Source organism: Enterococcus sp. RTP21361st1_A6_RTP21361_211029, assembly GCF_040910045.1.
In the GTDB taxonomy this organism is placed as follows: Bacteria; Bacillota; Bacilli; order Lactobacillales; family Enterococcaceae; genus Enterococcus_D; species Enterococcus_D gallinarum.
In genome coordinates this window covers 1-16,568 of the sequence record NZ_JBDGBK010000072.1, presented here as the reverse complement: position 1 = coordinate 16,568, position 16,568 = coordinate 1, and the positions used below count along the sequence as shown (strand labels likewise).

16 protein-coding genes are annotated in these 16,568 nt (G+C 41.9%); 2 read left to right on the top strand and 14 right to left on the bottom strand.

Features of this window, described 5'->3' with window-relative positions:
- Nucleotides 1-131: 131 nt before the first annotated feature.
- From pheA to AB5Z52_RS12150, 12 genes are all read right to left on the bottom strand, one after another.
- A complete protein-coding gene (gene pheA / locus AB5Z52_RS12205; protein ID WP_003126584.1) occupies nt 132-1,007 on the bottom strand; it encodes a prephenate dehydratase in 876 nt (291 codons plus the stop codon).
- Nucleotides 1,008-1,514, bottom strand: coding sequence for a shikimate kinase (locus AB5Z52_RS12200; RefSeq protein WP_003126585.1), 507 nt, complete (start codon nt 1,512-1,514; stop codon nt 1,008-1,010).
- A complete protein-coding gene (gene aroA / locus AB5Z52_RS12195; protein ID WP_368243481.1) occupies nt 1,511-2,797 on the bottom strand; it encodes a 3-phosphoshikimate 1-carboxyvinyltransferase in 1,287 nt (428 codons plus the stop codon). The genes AB5Z52_RS12200 and aroA overlap by 4 nt, the downstream gene beginning before the upstream one ends.
- 10 nt (nt 2,798-2,807) lie before the next feature.
- Nucleotides 2,808-3,893 (bottom strand): prephenate dehydrogenase, encoded by a 1,086-nt coding sequence (locus tag AB5Z52_RS12190; protein WP_003126587.1) that lies wholly within the window; start codon nt 3,891-3,893, stop codon nt 2,808-2,810.
- 77 nt (nt 3,894-3,970) lie between these two features.
- Nucleotides 3,971-5,137 (bottom strand): chorismate synthase, encoded by a 1,167-nt coding sequence (aroC, locus tag AB5Z52_RS12185; RefSeq protein ID WP_003126588.1) that lies wholly within the window; start codon nt 5,135-5,137, stop codon nt 3,971-3,973.
- Nucleotides 5,138-5,159: 22 nt separating this feature from the next.
- Nucleotides 5,160-6,212 (bottom strand): 3-dehydroquinate synthase, encoded by a 1,053-nt coding sequence (aroB, locus tag AB5Z52_RS12180; RefSeq protein WP_005473147.1) that lies wholly within the window; start codon nt 6,210-6,212, stop codon nt 5,160-5,162.
- Between the two features lie 83 nt (nt 6,213-6,295).
- Nucleotides 6,296-7,321 (bottom strand): 3-deoxy-7-phosphoheptulonate synthase, encoded by a 1,026-nt coding sequence (gene aroF / locus AB5Z52_RS12175; RefSeq protein WP_003126590.1) that lies wholly within the window; start codon nt 7,319-7,321, stop codon nt 6,296-6,298.
- Between the two features lie 33 nt (nt 7,322-7,354).
- Complete coding sequence (gene aroE / locus AB5Z52_RS12170) at nt 7,355-8,224, bottom strand: shikimate dehydrogenase (RefSeq protein ID WP_368266933.1); 870 nt, start codon at nt 8,222-8,224, stop codon at nt 7,355-7,357.
- 418 nt (nt 8,225-8,642) lie between these two features.
- Complete coding sequence (locus tag AB5Z52_RS12165) at nt 8,643-9,401, bottom strand: ABC transporter ATP-binding protein (RefSeq protein ID WP_123866997.1); 759 nt, start codon at nt 9,399-9,401, stop codon at nt 8,643-8,645.
- Nucleotides 9,401-10,285 (bottom strand): ABC transporter permease, encoded by an 885-nt coding sequence (locus tag AB5Z52_RS12160; RefSeq protein ID WP_003126593.1) that lies wholly within the window; start codon nt 10,283-10,285, stop codon nt 9,401-9,403. The genes AB5Z52_RS12165 and AB5Z52_RS12160 overlap by 1 nt, the downstream gene beginning before the upstream one ends.
- A gap of 173 nt (nt 10,286-10,458) precedes the next feature.
- Complete coding sequence (gene trpX / locus AB5Z52_RS12155) at nt 10,459-11,517, bottom strand: tryptophan ABC transporter substrate-binding protein (RefSeq protein WP_137264399.1); 1,059 nt, start codon at nt 11,515-11,517, stop codon at nt 10,459-10,461.
- A 362-nt stretch (nt 11,518-11,879) separates the two neighbouring features.
- Nucleotides 11,880-12,452, bottom strand: coding sequence for a hypothetical protein (locus AB5Z52_RS12150; RefSeq protein ID WP_005473153.1), 573 nt, complete (start codon nt 12,450-12,452; stop codon nt 11,880-11,882).
- 140 nt (nt 12,453-12,592) lie between these two features.
- Here AB5Z52_RS12150 and AB5Z52_RS12145 point away from each other — a divergent pair, with 140 nt between their 5' ends.
- Together AB5Z52_RS12145 and efbA are read left to right on the top strand one after the other, a co-directional pair.
- A complete protein-coding gene (locus AB5Z52_RS12145) occupies nt 12,593-12,982 on the top strand; it encodes a DUF1622 domain-containing protein (protein ID WP_003126597.1) in 390 nt (129 codons plus the stop codon).
- Between the two features lie 200 nt (nt 12,983-13,182).
- Nucleotides 13,183-14,880 (top strand): fibronectin-binding protein EfbA, encoded by a 1,698-nt coding sequence (gene efbA, locus AB5Z52_RS12140; protein ID WP_137264397.1) that lies wholly within the window; start codon nt 13,183-13,185, stop codon nt 14,878-14,880.
- A gap of 252 nt (nt 14,881-15,132) precedes the next feature.
- Here the strand turns inward: efbA and AB5Z52_RS12135 are convergent, their stop codons facing one another.
- Complete coding sequence (locus tag AB5Z52_RS12135; protein ID WP_029486813.1) at nt 15,133-15,621, bottom strand: pyridoxamine 5'-phosphate oxidase family protein; 489 nt, start codon at nt 15,619-15,621, stop codon at nt 15,133-15,135.
- On the bottom strand, nt 15,608-16,378 hold the full coding sequence (locus tag AB5Z52_RS12130) for an AraC family transcriptional regulator (RefSeq protein ID WP_051661454.1): 771 nt from the start codon (nt 16,376-16,378) through the stop codon (nt 15,608-15,610). Before AB5Z52_RS12130 ends, AB5Z52_RS12135 begins: the two co-directional genes overlap by 14 nt.
- Between the last annotated feature and the right edge of the window lie 190 nt (nt 16,379-16,568).

Below are 16,568 nucleotides of genomic sequence, written 5' to 3'. Positions count from 1 at the left end.
AATGATGCGTTTCTGCGGCAAGCAAATCCTGTAACAAGTCGCGGAATGCCTCGTAGTCAAAGGATTTGAAAACGTTAGGTATCAATTGATGATGGACCTCTTGAACACTTTGATAAAGTTTAGCTAATAAATCAGCATCCTCGCAAGGACTGATTTTCCTCTCTTTCATTTCCTTCACCTATTTTCTTCACAGCATACGAACCTAGAAGATGGACATTACAATTTAACATCCTGATTTCTTCTAAGGCATTCTCAACCAAGGCCCAAGGCTGATTTAGCACTAAATCTATCACAAAAAAATATTCCCCTAGACTCGTTTTTAATGGTCGGGATTCGATTTTGCTCAAGTCAATGCCGCGCCAGCCAAAAGCGGCCAAAATCTGATGCAGACTACCTGGTCGATTGGTAGGCAAGGTCACATAGATCGTGGCTTTCGTTGCCTTATCATGGAAAACGCTCGATTCGTTTGTGTCTTTTTGCAAGATCCAAAAACGAGTTTGGTTGCTAGTCGTATCCTGGATATTTTTTTCCTGAATGAATAGACCATAAGCATGGGCTGCTTCTTTGGAAGCAATGGCTGCTACCGGCTCCGCTGGATGCTCTGCGACAAAGACGGCAGCAGCAGTCGTCGATGCCACCGCTTCAATAGGAACATCTGGGAAGTTATGTTGCAAAAACTCCGCACATTGGGCCAAAGCCTGTGGATGAGAAATGATTTTGGAAATCGGCTGTCCTGACTGAATGGTCAGTAGCTGATGGTTGATAGGCAAAATCACTTCTTGTTCAATGATCAGTTCCTTTTGTCGGAAAAGTGTATCGATTGTTGCATGAACCGAACCCTCTAATGAATTTTCATTGGGGACTACCGCTCGTTGGATGTCCCCTGCTACTAATGCTTGAATACATAATGGGATCGATCCAAAAGGAACCATTTCTTCATTTAAAAAAGATTCACAGGCGGCTCGATAAGTGAAGGAGTTTTTTGGGCCTAGATAACCAATCTTCATTTATTCACCTGCTTTTTGAATGATTTCAGTCACGATCTCTGCTGGAGATTTGCGGGTGGTATCGATCACTACTGTCGCACTTTCTTCGTATAGTGGCATTCTTGGACGATAAATATCAATGATTTCTGCCGGCGATTTCGAAACGACAAGCGGACGAATATTGACCGTATCCTTTTTCAACCGATCGAGCAATTCTTCTGGCTCCGTTTTTAAATAGACGACTTTCGGAAATTGCTGCAATAGTTGCCGATTTTCTTCTTTTAGGATGATGCCGCCACCAGTAGAGATCACTTGATCAAGTGTTAATGAATGAGTCAAAATCTCCGTTTCTTTTTCTCGAAAAGCGGCTTCCCCGTAACGATCAAAATAGTCTTGGATCGTCATGCCGATCGATTCAACGATCAGATCGTCAAAATCAACATGTGCCAACTGTAATCGTTCTGCTAATAAGCGGCCAATAGTTGTTTTACCAGCACCCATAAAACCGATCAAAACGATTCCTTTCATTCAACATCACCTCCAGTTAATTGGCGGAGATCCTCAAAGAAGTGGGGGTAGGAGACCGCTACTGCTTCCGCCTGTTCTAATTCCACATCTTCTTGCGTCAATAAAGCAGCTACTTGCAGCATCATACCAATTCGATGATCGCCGCGACTGGACACGTTACCACCATGAAGGGGCGTCGGACCATTAATAATCAATCCATCTTCCGTTGGCGTGATATCTGCTCCCAGTTTCGTTAATTCTTCTGCGGTCGCATCGATTCGGTTCGTCTCTTTGACTTTCAATTCTTCAGCATCACGAATCACCGTTTGGCCGACAGCTTGTGTAGCTAACAAAGCGATGATTGGTAATTCATCAATGAGTCGAGGAATGATCGCGCCTTGGATCTCTATTCCTTTTAATGCAGAAGAACGAATAGTAATCGTAGCTGATTGATTGTTCTGATCGATCGCTGTCAGTGAAATCTGAGCACCCATTTGTTCCAGCACATCTAAAATTCCTGTTCGCGTCGGATTAATCCCAACATTTTCTAGCGTGATTTCACTATTGGGTAAAACAGCTCCTGCGGTTAAGAAAAAAGCAGCTGAAGAAATATCACCTGGTACAATCACTTCTTGTCCAACAAAGGATTGAGGACCTGTAATTTGAATCTCCTTTCCTTTAACCGTGATCTCGCCGCCAAATTGACGAATCATTTCTTCCGTATGGTTGCGGCTCGGTTCTTTCTCGACGATTCGGGAGGTACCCTGTGCTTGCAATGCGGCAAAAAGTAACGCTGATTTGACCTGTGCACTAGCAACAGGCATTGAATAATCGATTGGGCTTAAATCGCGTGTACCTTGAATAGTAATCGGTGGAAACTCACTTTCATTGCTGCCGTTAAGTCTCGCACCCATTTGATTCAATGGCAACATCACTCGATTCATTGGTCGCTGATTCAACGAATCATCCCCCAGTAAAGTAGTCGTGAAAGGTTGCCCGGCTAAAATACCCATCATTAAACGAATCGTTGTGCCTGAATTTCCTACATCAATCGAACGGTCAGCAGCTTTCAAACCGCCAAACCCTTGACCAGTGATCGTGATCGTCTCGCCGTCATCTTGAATGGGGACTCCCAATTCTTGAAAAGCGTGAAGGGTACTAAGACAATCTTCCCCTCTTAAAAAATTACGAACCGCCGTCGTCCCTTCTGCTAATGCACCAAACATGATGCTGCGGTGAGAAATAGATTTATCTGAAGGGACTGTCAGTGTGCCTCTTAGGTGGTTAGCTTTAAGTAGTTTCATCATTGTTCTCCTATTTTATCCGACATTGATAGGTCGTATTTTCAGTGATCAGCTGCTGGGCTTGCTGCAGCTCTTTTTGACTTTTGAAAGAAATCTGCAAGACACCAAGTATATCTTCACGCGTCTCTAAAATTTTTAAATTGATCAATGAGAGATTGCCCGTGCTTAACAGCTGGGTGACCTCTGCTACCACACCCGGATGATCCGGAACATCGATCAATAGATCATAGAACGCTGGAATTGCTCCAGTTTGGTGGATAGGTAAATGGTCTCTTGTTTCTTTAGCATCTTCAAAAAAACGGAATATTGCTTTTTCATCTTTGGTCAGCAACCACTGTGATACTTGCTCCATTTGTTTTTGCCAGGTTGCGATTAGCTGCAAAAGCTCCTGTCGATTACTTAATAAAATATCCGTCCACATGCGGGGATCGGAAGAAGCAATGCGAGTGATGTCCCGAAACCCTCCTGCGGCTAGTTGCTGAGCCCTAGGCTGTGATTGATTAAACGTATTCGCCTGATTGACTAACCCGGAAGCAATAATATGAGGTAAATGACTTAGCATTCCAGTGATTTGATCATGCTCGTTTGGTGCCAATTCGACGTATTTTGCTCTGGTCCCTTGAAACAATCGCTGCAGTTCATTCATGCGGTTGCTAGTAGTCGGGGTGAAAATGTAGTAGGCATTTTCGAATAAATTCTCATCTGCTGCTAAAATACCCGATTTATGAGAGCCAGCCATAGGATGACCGCCAATAAAATCAAAGGAGAATTGCTGCGCAAATTGAACAATCTCTGCTTTTGTACTACCAGTATCCGTTACTAAGACATTTGACTTTAAAGTTACTCTTCCCAATTCAGCCAAATAAGCTTTCGTGATCTCCACTGGAAGTGCCAAAATGATGATATCTGATTGGATCGCTCCTTCAGTAAATGAAGCTGGCACGAAGTCAACAATCTGTGACTGTATGGCAATTTCATTGGTCGATTCACAATGATCCCAGCCAATCAGATAGCTGTCAGCAACAGCTTTTTTGATGCATTTTGCCAACGAAGCACCGATCAATCCTAGACCAGCGATCATGATTTTTTGTGACATTGGAATGTCCCTCGTTTCCTTTTTCTCAAGATATTTTTTAGTAGTGGGATAAACTCTACTACTTTTAGTAATGAATTTTAGTAATGAAGCAAGTAGTCACGGTATTCTTGGACAGCTGTTTGTAATTCTTCAAAGGAGTCACTCGGAAATTTTTCGAGTATTTCATTGGCTACTACTGTAGCAACGACATTTTCACAAACCACACTGGCTGCAGGAACTGCCGTACTATCTGAACGTTCAACACTTGCTTTGTAGGGCTCTTTGCTATCGATATCAACGCTTTGCAACGGTTTGTATAACGTTGGAATGGGCTTCATCACTCCACGAACAACAATCGGTTCTCCATTTGTCATTCCTCCTTCAAATCCGCCCAAATTATTGCTGCGACGCGTGTATCCTTTTTGCTGATCCCAGAGGATTTCATCCATCACTTGCGAACCGGGTAAGACTCCTGCTTCAAATCCGACACCAAATTCAACACCTTTAAATGCATTGATACTAACCACGGCCTGCGCAATTTTGGCATCCAATTTTTTATCCCACTGCACATAACTGCCTAGACCAGCGGGGACACCCCCGATTAGAACTTCTACGACGCCACCAATTGTATCCCCATTTCTCTTGGTTTGGTCGATCAATTGCTTGATTTCTTCTTCGACAGAAGGATCCAACACCCGAACTTCAGATGCTTCGGAGCGCTCGGCAATTTCTTGAACAGTCAAACCATCAGGAATAGCTGCTTTTATGCCGCCAAGCATTGTCACATGGCCAGCCACTTCAATCTCTAATTCCTTTAAGATTTTTTTGGCAATTGCACCAATGGCCACTCGCATCGTTGTTTCCCGCGCAGAGGAACGCTCTAAGACGTTTCGCAAATCCTGATGACGGTATTTCATGCCTCCGACCAAGTCTGCATGTCCTGGTCTAGGCCGAGCCACTCGTCGTAATTTCCGATCTTTTTCAGGAACTTCCTCGATTGCCATCACTTTCGTCCAATTTTTCCAGTCTTTATTTTCCACCACCAATGTCACAGGCGACCCTAATGTTTTTCCATGTCGGATGCCGGAAGTAATACGGACTTGGTCTTTTTCAATCAGCATGCGACCGCCGCGGCCATAACCCGTTTGTCTTCTCGCTAGTTCGTGATTGATATCTGCTGCTGTTAAGGGTAATCCCGCTGGTAGACCTTCAATAATTGCGGTCAATTCAGGTCCGTGGGATTCACCTGCTGTAATATAACGCATCATCCGTCGCTTCCTCTCTTTTTTATAAATAATTTTTAATTTCTTCTGTAGGGATCGTAACGATCTTCGCTTGACCGATTTTTTCTAACAAAATAATCTTCAATTGGTTTCCTCGGGTCTTTTTATCATGAGTGATCGCTTGATACAACTGATCTTTGTCAAGCGATTCTGACTGAGTAGGCAAATGAAACTTGCTGATCATTTCTATTAATTGGGCCGTAGTTCCTTTTGGAGATAATCCGATGGACTCCGCGTGTTGGGTGATCATCACCATGCCGATTGCTACTCCTGCACCATGGCTGATTTCAAACGCTGCTGTTTTTTCTAGCCCATGTCCGATGGTATGGCCGAAATTCAACATCAAGCGACTGTCATGATCGAAAGGGTCTTCCTCGACAACTTTTCGTTTGACCGTTAAAGCCGCGGTGATCACTTGTTCTGCATGGTCCAATAATGCCGCCTCATCTTGCAATTCGGCTAGTTTTTGCCATAGCTGGTCATCAGCGATTGCTGCCGACTTAATGATCTCCGCAATTCCTTCTTGTACGCGATAAAGTGGTAATGATCGTAAAAGTTCTGGATCGATCAAAACACCAGCGGGTTGGGCAAAGGTTCCAACCAAATTTTTAGCATTTCCAGTATTGACAGCTGTTTTGCCGCCAATACTAGAATCTACTTGCGCCAATAAAGTCGTGGGAATCTGAAGAAAATGGACCCCTCGCATATAGGTCGAAGCCACGAAACCTGCTAAATCACCGATTACTCCGCCGCCCAGCGCAATTATTCCATCGCTTCGGGTCAACCCAAGTTCTGCTAAACGATCATAAAGAATCGTCGCTTGCTCAAGAGACTTGCTCTTTTCGCCCGCTGGAACAACAAGTAATTTTGCTGCAAATCCTTCATGAGTAAGCGCATCAATAATGACTTGTCCATAGATTGGGGAAACGTTACTATCCGTAATCACTGCAATCCTTTGAGGTTGCCAAAGTCCTTTGACCCATTTCCCTACTTCTTGAAAGGCACCTCGTTGAATGACAATATCATACGAATGTTCTGCTAAATTTATGTGTAACATCAAATGGTACACTCCTTTTTTTAGACTTCACAATGACTTGATTTCTTCTGAAATAGCTGTCACTCTCAGCTGAAAAACGACGATTATTTTTGCAGTGCTTTGATTTCTTTCATCGCTTTTTCCATGATATGGACTTCATTCATCATATTCATGTAGGTTTTTTCGTTCAATGATTGAGGACCATCAGACCAAGCATTTGCCGGATCTGGATGGATCTCAACGATCATGCCGTCTGCGCCCGCAGCAACCCCAGCTCTAGCCATTGGCGGAACTAGATCCCAGATACCTGTCCCATGACTAGGATCAACGATAATTGGGAAATGACTCAACTTTTTGATGATCGGTACAGCACTAAGGTCGAATGTATTCCGCGTTGCTGTTTCGTATGTTCGAATTCCCCGCTCAATGAAGATCACTTCACTTTTATCTTGAACAGCAATGTATTCTGCAGCATTCAACCATTCATCAATTGTTCCTGAAATTCCCCGCTTCAATCCAATAGGTTTTCCTGTTTTACCGACAGCCGCTAATAGTTTGAAATTCTGCATGTTACGAGCACCGATTTGCAAAATATCGCTGTATTCCGCAACCATATCGATATGTCCTTCGTCCATTACTTCAGTGATGACTTTCATCCCTGTTTCATCAGCAGCTTGACGGATGTATTTCAGCCCTTCTTCTTCCAGACCTTGGAAAGCGTAAGGAGAGGTCCGAGGTTTGAAAGCACCTCCTCGTAAGATTTGAGCACCGCCAGCTTTGGCGATCCGTGCACATTCACGGATTTGTTCTAATCCTTCGATCGAACATGGGCCAGCCATTGTTACGAAATGTCCATCTCCGATTTTGACACCATCAACATCAACTACCGTGTCCTGCGGATGAAATTCCCGCGAAGTCAATTTGTACGTATTGGAAATACGAATTGCGTCTTCTACACCATCGTAGCTGCGAAAAGCGACATCTTGGATCAGACGCGTATCTCCTTTAAGTCCAATGACGATTTGTTCCTTCCCTTGATTGACCTGTACATCTAATCCTTCTTTTTTGATTCGTTTCACAACAACTTCTACTTGTTCTGCCGTGGCATTTGGTTTCATAATTACGATCATTTTTTCTTCCTACCTTCATAGTTATTAGTTTTTTTACATTTTTTCAATCAGTGTTTTGACTTTCTCAATCGGCATTTTTTTATCAGTCCATAGCTCAAAAGCCGCCGCGCCTTGGTAAAGCAACATACTTAACCCATTGGCTGTTTTTGCTCCCGCGGCTTTTGCATCACGCAACAGCCGTGTTTCTCGCGGATTATAGATCACGTCATAAACTGCCAACGATTCTCGTAACATTCCGCGGTCTTTTAATGGGCTGGCATCTTCCTGCGGCTTCATTCCAACACCAGTCGCATTTACTAGCAATTGGCTCTCTTTGATCGCCAGGCCCAATGCTTGCTGATCATCTAGATCACCAAGTGTGATATTGCAGGTAGTAGCCGTCGCGATTTGTTGCAGCTTGCTTTCAATCACTGGATAAAATTCATCGTTTCGATTAAAAACATGAATGGTTTCTACCCCATCTAAGGCAGCTTGACTAATAATTGCTGTAGCAGCTCCACCAGCGCCGATAACTGTCATGGTACCGCCAATAATCGAGACCTCGATGTCTCCTAGCGCTCGCATAAATCCAATCCCATCCGTATTGTGACCGATCAAATGACCTTTGTGGTTGACGATTGTATTGATAGCACCAATCAGTTCTGCGGCAGGAGATAATTCATCGACTAAAGGAACAGCTGCCATTTTGTGCGGCATCGATAAATTGACTCCTAACAAATCAAGCTGACGAATACTTTGGATACTTGCTGCTAAACTTTCTGGATCAACATCAAAAGCTAGATAGACAGCATCCACTTTTTGATCTTCAAAAGAAAGATTATGCATGGCTGGCGAGATACTGTGTTTGGCAGGTTTCGCAAACAACGCTGCTAAACGGGTGTGTCCAGTGATTAATTGGTTCATCCTATTCATTCCTTTCAACAAAAAAAGATGTCCACTGTAAATTGATAGAATCTACAGTGAACACCTTCAAACATTACATATCAGCTGATATGTGAATATAAAAAATAGCCACTATAGATTTTACGATCTACGTGGCTTTAAAGTCATTACGAAATGCTTTAGCCATCATAGATACAAACGAGTGTTTGTACCCATGTCTTTCATGAATACAAACCTATCTAAAATAGCTAAAGTAATATTTATTCAGTTGTGAGGGGTTCTCTTGCAATTGTTTCATGATTGTTCGCTCCAAACTGATGTAAGATTGTCCTAAGTATAGGTTGAACTTTGAAAGTTGTCAATGATTTTTTCTTATTTTTTTCATTTCACTGGTTTTCATTTATTTTTTTCTGCGATTTTCACTGGTAGATTCGGTTTTCTAAAGGTCGTCTTCAAAGAATAGTAATAGATCTTGCAAACGAAGCTGCGCTTTTTCTGCTGCGGATAAATCTTTCACGATCTGCCCTTTACGAAGCAAGATCAATCGGTTGCCATATTTTAGAGCATCTTCCATGCGATGAGTGATCATCAAGCAAGTCAACTGTTGTTGTTCCACTCGATCTGCAGTGATTTGCATCAACTGTTTAGACGTTTTCGGATCCAATGCCGCAGTATGCTCGTCTAAGAGCAGCAATTTTGGGGTCTGGATCGTTGCCATCAAAAGACTCAATGCTTGGCGTTGCCCACCAGATAAATTTCCTGTTGGTGTATCCAAATGTTGTTCGAGCCCGTTGCCCACTTCTTGACATAATTGGTAATAAATATCTTTTTGTGCTTGTAATTGGCGCAAATGCAAATTCCTTTTCTGTCCACGACGTTGCGCCAACAATAGATTTTCAGCGACGGTCATTCGCGGCGCAGTGCCCATTTTAGGGTCTTGAAAGACTCTTGACAAGTAAGCAGCTCTTTTTTCTTCTGACAACTGCGTGACATCTTGGTCATCGATCAAGATCTGACCACTAGTAAGTGGCAGTGAACCGGATATACAATTAAACAATGTACTTTTTCCAGCACCATTGCCGCCGACTACAGTCACAAATTCCCCTGATTGCAGTTTTAAATCTACTTTCTGTAAGAGCGTCTTCTTTTCATGAGGACCATTGCCAATGATTTTGGTTGCTTTATTGATCGTTAACATCATTCTTCCTCCTTTTCGAAACCCGTCCGCAAGTGCAGTGCATTTTTGAATTGCGGGATCAATAGACAAAGCGTCAAGACGATCGCCGAAAAGATTTTTAAGTAAGTAGTATCAAAGCCAGCTCTGATCACAAATAGGATCAACAGCTGATAAATGATACTGCCCACAACAATCGCTACGAGCCGCTCCAATAATGTTAGTTCGCCAAATAATACTTCACCGATGATAATCGATGCTAACCCTATTACAATGACGCCGATTCCTTTACTAACATCTGCGTAACCATCATTTTGGGCGATCAATGCCCCAGATAATGCAATCACTCCATTGGAAACAACTAAGCCAATGATCTTCATAGTGTCTGTATTGATCCCTAGTGATTTAGCCATATGCTCGTTGTCTCCTGTAGCAATATAGGCTTGCCCAAGATTGGTATGGAAAAAGAATAGCAAGACAGCCCCGATCACTAATACCATCACTAATCCGATCAACACAGTATCAAAGTAATTAGGCAAATTTAGCTTCGTGAAGAAATCTTGGATTTTTGGTTGATTCAATAGAGAAAGATTTGGCGAGCGCATCACAAACAGCATCACTGAATTTAGTCCCGACATCACAAGGATTCCAGCTAGAATTACTGGGATCTTGCCTTTCGTATATAAGAGACCAGTTACTAATCCGGCACACATCCCCGCACCAACCCCTAAAAGAGTAGCTACTATCGGTGAGACACCTTGCGTGATAGCAGTCACACAGACCGCGCCGCCAAGAGGAAAAGAGCCCTCAGTAGTCATATCTGGAAAATTTAAAATTCGATACGTCATAAAAATACCTAACCCAAGAATCCCCCAAAGGAATCCTTGCCCAATCGCTGAAACGATCATTTTTTTTCCTCCTCGTTACTTGTTTTTCTATCTGTCTTCCAAACCCCTGTCCTGACAACAAGAAGTTTCTGTCAGGACACATATTCCTTAAAAGCAATAGATTTTTTTCTTGTTTCTTTATGAAACGTTAGTTAGCATTGCTATAACCCTTTTAAGAGCAGCTGTTTCAATGGTTAGTCTGTGCTTGATGTTGTTTCGGTCGCTTCGTCAGAAATGAGTCTGGCTTTTTCTTTGAGTGCTTCTGGAATAGTGATGCCAAGAAATTCAGCTTGCTTTTCATTAATGACCGTATCGCCATCTTTAAAAGTATAGATGGGGGTTGTTGCTGGATCAGATTCCCCTTTTAAGATCGCAGCTGCCATTTTACCTGATTGGACACCTAAGCTAAACTGATTTTGACCCACAGTCGCCAAGCCACCTTGTTGCACCATGGTTTCTGCAGAGGTGATGATTGGTGTTTTCGTTTTGTTTGCTTCTCCGACAACCGTCTGCATCGCATTGGCAATCGTATTATCCAATGGGATAAAAATGAAATCGACGGTTTCTGCCATCACCTGTACCGTCTGAGCAATTTCATTGCTTGAAGGAACTGCATATTTTTTTGACGTCAAGCCATATTTTTCTGCGGCCGCTTCTGCTTCTGCTGCTTGATACTTGGAGTTATCCTCTGTTGAAGAATATAAGATACCAACTGATTTTGCCTCTGGCATCAATTCTTGGGCTAATTCAAACTGAGTAGCTACTGGTGTTTTATCTGATACTCCAGTGATATTTCCTCCAGGTTTATCCATATCAGCTACTAGATTGGCCCCAACCGGATCGGTCACCGCGCCTAAAACGATTGGCACATCCTTAGTAGTATTAGCCAATGCTTGAGCAGCAGGTGTTGCTATCCCTACTAATACATCAGCGCCTCTGTTCAGCAATTGCTGACTCATGGTCGCTAATTTACTTTGATCCGCTTGGCCATTTTGAAATTCGATTGTTAAATTATCCCCTTCGGTATAACCCGATTGTTTTAACCCTTCTTTGACGCCTCGAGTGATTTCGTCGAGCGCTTCATGACTGACAAATTGCAGAATACCCACCGTTTTGTGTTCTTTTTTTGCTGTTTGATCCGTCGGTTGTTCAGCGGATTCTCCTGTTTGTTTTGCTCCCATTTGGTACCCAAAAGCCGCCAATAAAAATCCAAAAATAACAATAACTGCAGCAATTAATCCTTTGTTTTTCATTTTTAACTCTCCTCGCTTCTTTCTCATTTTTTTGTTTATACTTGAGAACTAAAAAAAGCAACTGCCGACAATCCGGCAGTTGCTTCAAGCAAAAACCGCATAGACTAATCGTTCTATGCGGTGAAAGATTCATTTACCAGCATAGATACAGCACTTTAGAAGGTTCTCTAAAAAGTTGTATCTATGGATTGAGGTCCACCAATACAACTATCTACGCCAGTTTTGCCATGAATTTGATTGCAATGCGTAAAATAGTCTCATATTAGCTCCTCCTTTTTCCATTTGTTTAACTTTGTTTCACTTAGTTTAGCGTATTAATAAAAGAACGTCAATAACTTTTATTCAAATTGTCAGATTTTTTCTTACTCTGCTAATTTGCGAATATTCCACATTGGTAACCGATTCAATTCAGGAATAAATTCTTCTGCAGGATCTTTAAGTGATTGATAAGTAAACCGATTTTTCTCTTGCCCGTTTTCAAAGAAAACAAAGGTGATTTCATTTGCTTTTACACCGTAAGTATCTAAAAAAGACTGTGTATCATATACGATCGGATAATAGTACACGGATCGATTCATTTCACTCTCTTTATCATTAAACAATTGAAACACTTCTGCCAACTCTTCGCCATTCGGTTTACTAAACATCACCGAAATGGCTTTTGTGTCCCGAATCGTTTGATCTGCTTCTGCATATTCTAATGGTTCGATCTTATCAGAAGGCAATTCTTCAAAAGCCATCTTGTGGATCAGCGATGTTTTGATCCTCGTTTGAGAAGTAATAATCACTACAGCAAATAGCACAGCAAGTAGAATACCTGTACCTAAATAATACATGGTCTTACGCTGATTTTGGTAGACACTTTGGACAAAAGCTTCCCAGCTTTCTCGCATCTTCACTTTTACCAACTGAAAAAAATTCTCGAATCGCTCCATCCTAAACCCCGCCCTTTTCATCTGCCATCAACTTATCTTTATACTAGCAAGATGTCTTTGGAGCGTCAAGAAACTTCCCATATAACTTCCCATATTAAGTAAAATTCGATAAGATAGAGAAAAAACCAAAGGAGTTAGTCATGGCTGATCTTGCTGAACTTTTAATGGATAATGCAATCCCCATTTTAGATTTAATCGTCGTTTGTCTGAATCTGCTTTCAATTTTAGTGCTTGTGTGGGGAGTTGTAAAAGCTGGTTTTGATTTTATTCGTTTTGAAATAAAAGCGAAAGACCGTATGAGTGCGGCCAGAGAAAACAATTTTATTCGAAATTTTCTCGGCAGTTATGTTTTGCTTGGTTTGGAGATCTTGATTGCTGCAGATATCATTGAGACCATCATCCATCCGACATTTGCCGATATCGTCCGCTTAGCAGTAGTCGTAGTCATTCGAACAGTCATTTCCTATTTCTTGAATATGGAGATTGAAAAAGCCCTAAAGGATGCACAAAACAATAAAACGGACTCTTAGTGAATGCTTCAATATATCCTAAATCTGATGGGGTATGTCCTGCTTGGATCAGGATTGGTCTTTCTGGTTTCTTTTCGTTATAATAGAACTACTCGATTCAATCTGGATTCGTTAATTTTACTTGCCTTTATCGGTCAAATGTCTTGACCTCAAAAATTGAATGAGAAAAAAGTTTGATAAAACAGAAATGAGGGAAACAAATGTCCTTCGATGGCATCTTTACCCACTTGATGGTTCAGGAATTACAAAATGAACTCGTTAATGGTCGAGTGAATAAAATTCACCAGCCTTATGAGAACGAAGTGATCTTCGTGATCCGTTCTCAAGGGAAAAATCACAAATTATTGCTATCTGCCCATCCGAGCTATGCTCGGATTCAATGTACACAAGCTACCTATACCAACCCAGAAACACCTCCAACATTTTTGATGATGTTACGGAAGTATTTAGATGGCGCAATCCTGGAAACGATTGAACAAGTTGCGAATGATCGAGTCGTTCATTTCCATTTTACTCGTCGTGACGAATTAGGCGATTTACAAAACTTTGTTTTGATCGTTGAATTGATGGGCAGACACAGCACGATTCTCTTAATGAATCGGGCAACCGGTAAAATCGTTGATACGATCAAGCACATTGGCCATTCGCAAAATACGTATCGTACCTTGCTGCCAGGGTCCCTTTATGTTGCTCCGCCAAAACAAGACACTGTTGATCCGTATACACTCAATCAAACAAAAGTCTTTGAAATGCTGTCTCGTCTAGAAGAATTGTCGCCCAAAGTCTTGCAGCAGACTTTTCAAGGATTTGGCAGGGATACGGCAGATGAGCTGGTATCTCGTCTGAAAGAACGACCAAATGAAAAAGTAACCGTTTGGGAAGAATTTTTTGCCGAGCTAGCGGATCCTGTTCCTACCTACTTAAAATCCGGGAACAAAGAATTCTTTACTCCGGTCCCCTTTCATTCACTGATGGAACAAGCGGACTGGCAGGAAACTTACCAGAGTCTAAGCGAATTGCTTGATGCGTTTTATCATGAAAAAGCTGACCGTGACCGTGTAAAACAGCAAGGCAGTGAATTGCTGAAAAAAATCGACAATGAGCTGAAGCGAAACAAGCACAAGCTAGAAAAAAGACAGCAAACTTTGCGAGAATCTGAGAATGCGGAAGAATTCCGTCAAAAAGGCGAGCTTTTAACGACTTTCATGGCGCAAGTCCCTCGCGGTGCAGGCGAAGTGGAATTAGCTAATTACTATGATGAGAACAAACCAATAAAAATTGCCTTAGATCCGGCCTTGACACCCAACCAGAACGCGCAAAAATATTTCCAGCGTTATCAAAAGCTGAAAAATGCTGTCAAACTGATTCATCAGCAAATTGCTGAAACAAAAGATGAGATCGCCTATTTGGAATCAGTAGAAGCACAGTTGGAAATTGCCGCACCGAAAGATCTTTTGACGATTCGCGAAGAACTTGCTGCCCAAGGATATGTCAAAAATCGGACGAAACAACGGAAAAAACAAACGCCCTCGCAACCGGAACGTTTTCTCTCTTCTGATGGAACGAAGATTCTGGTAGGCAAAAACAATCTGCAAAATGATCAGTTAACTTTAAAAACGGCACGTAAAACAGATTATTGGCTCCATACGAAAAATATCCCCGGGTCTCATGTGATCATTCGGTCGGATTCACCTAGCGAAGAAACAATCTTGGAAGCCGCAGAATTAGCTGCCTACTTCTCGAAATACCGCCACTCCGCACAAGTACCTGTGGATTTGGTACAAGTCAAACATATTCGCAAACCAAATGGTGCAAAACCAGGCTTTGTGATTTATGAGAACCAGACGACTTATTATGTAACACCTGAGGAAACAATTTTGGATTTAAAACAAAACTAACGCTGTTCTTTTGCTGATGTTCCAAAAAAGTTGGCGAAGAATTAAAAAAATGACCCGCTTACATGTCTCTAACACACAGCCTTCTCGTCAATCGCTGAGAATGGGTGGATAGAACAAATCCGTAAGCGGCTCATTTTTTATGGAAAAATACTTGGAAACGCTAAGAAGCTCTCGGACACATCAGCCAAGCCATTTCATCGAAACAACGCTAGTCCAGATGACTGATCAATGGAATCGATGCATTGTTGGTGGTTAAAAAGTATCATTTTGATCAATCATGCGCTTATTTTCAAAATCAAAATGATAGAGCTTTTCCCAGTGATTGATATTCAATGTCCCTTTCGTTAACCAAATGGCAAGAAAACAACAGCCTTGATCCGCTTCATCATTAACTTCATCGTACCAAACAAACGCCTTGCGAATTTTCTTTCTCAATTCCGCATTTTTTGGATCCAAGACCCATCCTAGATTTTCTCCGATGCCATTAGCGGTAAACCATTCGCCACAGACTGCGATAGAAACTTCGGGATTTTCTTTGATTTGCTGGATTTTGTTGGAGCTTTCATGGGTCGATACATAAAAGACACCATTCTCATAATAAGCATCGACATCCCGCACCATAGGACGAGGCAGCCCATTTTCACCGCAATTGCGCGCAATCGTTGCTAAAGAGATCAAATTGTCTTTGTCGTTACCAAACTTTTCTTCCAGTAATGTCTGGCCCTCTTCATAATTCATCATTTGTTTTTCCTCCTTGAAAATTTTCTCTTGTTTTAAAAGGAATCCATAATTCGACAATCATGATCTCCGCTTGCGATTGTCGATAAAGCTCAGGAAAAAAGCCATCCGCTATCAAACCGTGTTTTTTTAGCCAAAAACGAGTATACCTCATTGCCTTACCCATCCCGACGATCATTTGTGCTTTAGTCGTCTCAAAGCTGCAAACAACATAGTCACGGGCCGGTAATGTCCAGCTTGTCAGATGGCTCATGTCTTTCTCATATCTTCCGGTGACAGATTCTGCCCCGACAAAATAACTGGAATGACCTGCTGGTGCCTCTCCTGGATAGGAAACACCAATGAGCGTCTCTGCTCGCAAAAATGGATGATTGGCGCAAGCGTGAAAAAAGTCTTGCCAAATCTTTTCAACTGGATCTACGCCGGTTCTTTCTCCTAGCATTTTGCCGTACTTGAAAGGATAATAACCAACGATACCATTGAAAACCCGCGGCTGATCCATTGTTTTCTGCTGTATTGCTAAGACGACCCCTTCACTGATCAACGGTTCCCCTTCCTCTACCACAATATGGCTCAGGGATAAATCTGGTTTATCGAAATTTTGTAATGGGAGCAACTGTTTCTGATAGTGTGAGGGTGAAATGCCATAAACTTCTTTAAACGATCGCGAAAAAGAAATAGGATTATTGAATCCAACCTCCAGCGCAACATCAATGATTCGCCGTTGCTGTTCTTGTAAATAGATTGTACTTTCGTTCACAATAGTTGGTATTTTTAAAAGGATTTTCGTGTATTTTCCACTATTTTAGCATAATTCGGTCGCTATTGTCTGATGATCCCGGATTTAAACCAACAAAAAAGACGAATAAATCGTCTTTCAGACTGTAGACAAAGTCCATTTTATGGATGATGTCTACAGTCTTTTCTTTTATAATAGATTTATGAAAACG

Bases quoted from the DNA above. Each gene is read 5' to 3' on its own strand.
- pheA (WP_003126584.1), bottom strand. From the start codon at position 1,007: ATGAAGATTGGTTATCTAGGCCCAAAAAACTCCTTCACTTATCGAGCC.
- AB5Z52_RS12200 (WP_003126585.1), bottom strand. From the start codon at position 1,514: ATGAAAGGAATCGTTTTGATCGGTTTTATGGGTGCTGGTAAAACAACT.
- aroA (WP_368243481.1), bottom strand. From the start codon at position 2,797: ATGAAACTACTTAAAGCTAACCACCTAAGAGGCACACTGACAGTCCCT.
- AB5Z52_RS12190 (WP_003126587.1), bottom strand. From the start codon at position 3,893: ATGTCACAAAAAATCATGATCGCTGGTCTAGGATTGATCGGTGCTTCG.
- aroC (WP_003126588.1), bottom strand. From the start codon at position 5,137: ATGCGTTATATTACAGCAGGTGAATCCCACGGACCTGAATTGACCGCA.
- aroB (WP_005473147.1), bottom strand. From the start codon at position 6,212: ATGTTACACATAAATTTAGCAGAACATTCGTATGATATTGTCATTCAA.
- aroF (WP_003126590.1), bottom strand. From the start codon at position 7,321: ATGATCGTAATTATGAAACCAAATGCCACGGCAGAACAAGTAGAAGTT.
- aroE (WP_368266933.1), bottom strand. From the start codon at position 8,224: ATGAACCAATTAATCACTGGACACACCCGTTTAGCAGCGTTGTTTGCG.
- AB5Z52_RS12165 (WP_123866997.1), bottom strand. From the start codon at position 9,401: ATGTTAACGATCAATAAAGCAACCAAAATCATTGGCAATGGTCCTCAT.
- AB5Z52_RS12160 (WP_003126593.1), bottom strand. From the start codon at position 10,285: ATGATCGTTTCAGCGATTGGGCAAGGATTCCTTTGGGGGATTCTTGGG.
- trpX (WP_137264399.1), bottom strand. From the start codon at position 11,517: ATGAAAAACAAAGGATTAATTGCTGCAGTTATTGTTATTTTTGGATTT.
- AB5Z52_RS12150 (WP_005473153.1), bottom strand. From the start codon at position 12,452: ATGGAGCGATTCGAGAATTTTTTTCAGTTGGTAAAAGTGAAGATGCGA.
- AB5Z52_RS12145 (WP_003126597.1), top strand. From the start codon at position 12,593: ATGGCTGATCTTGCTGAACTTTTAATGGATAATGCAATCCCCATTTTA.
- efbA (WP_137264397.1), top strand. From the start codon at position 13,183: ATGTCCTTCGATGGCATCTTTACCCACTTGATGGTTCAGGAATTACAA.
- AB5Z52_RS12135 (WP_029486813.1), bottom strand. From the start codon at position 15,621: ATGATGAATTATGAAGAGGGCCAGACATTACTGGAAGAAAAGTTTGGT.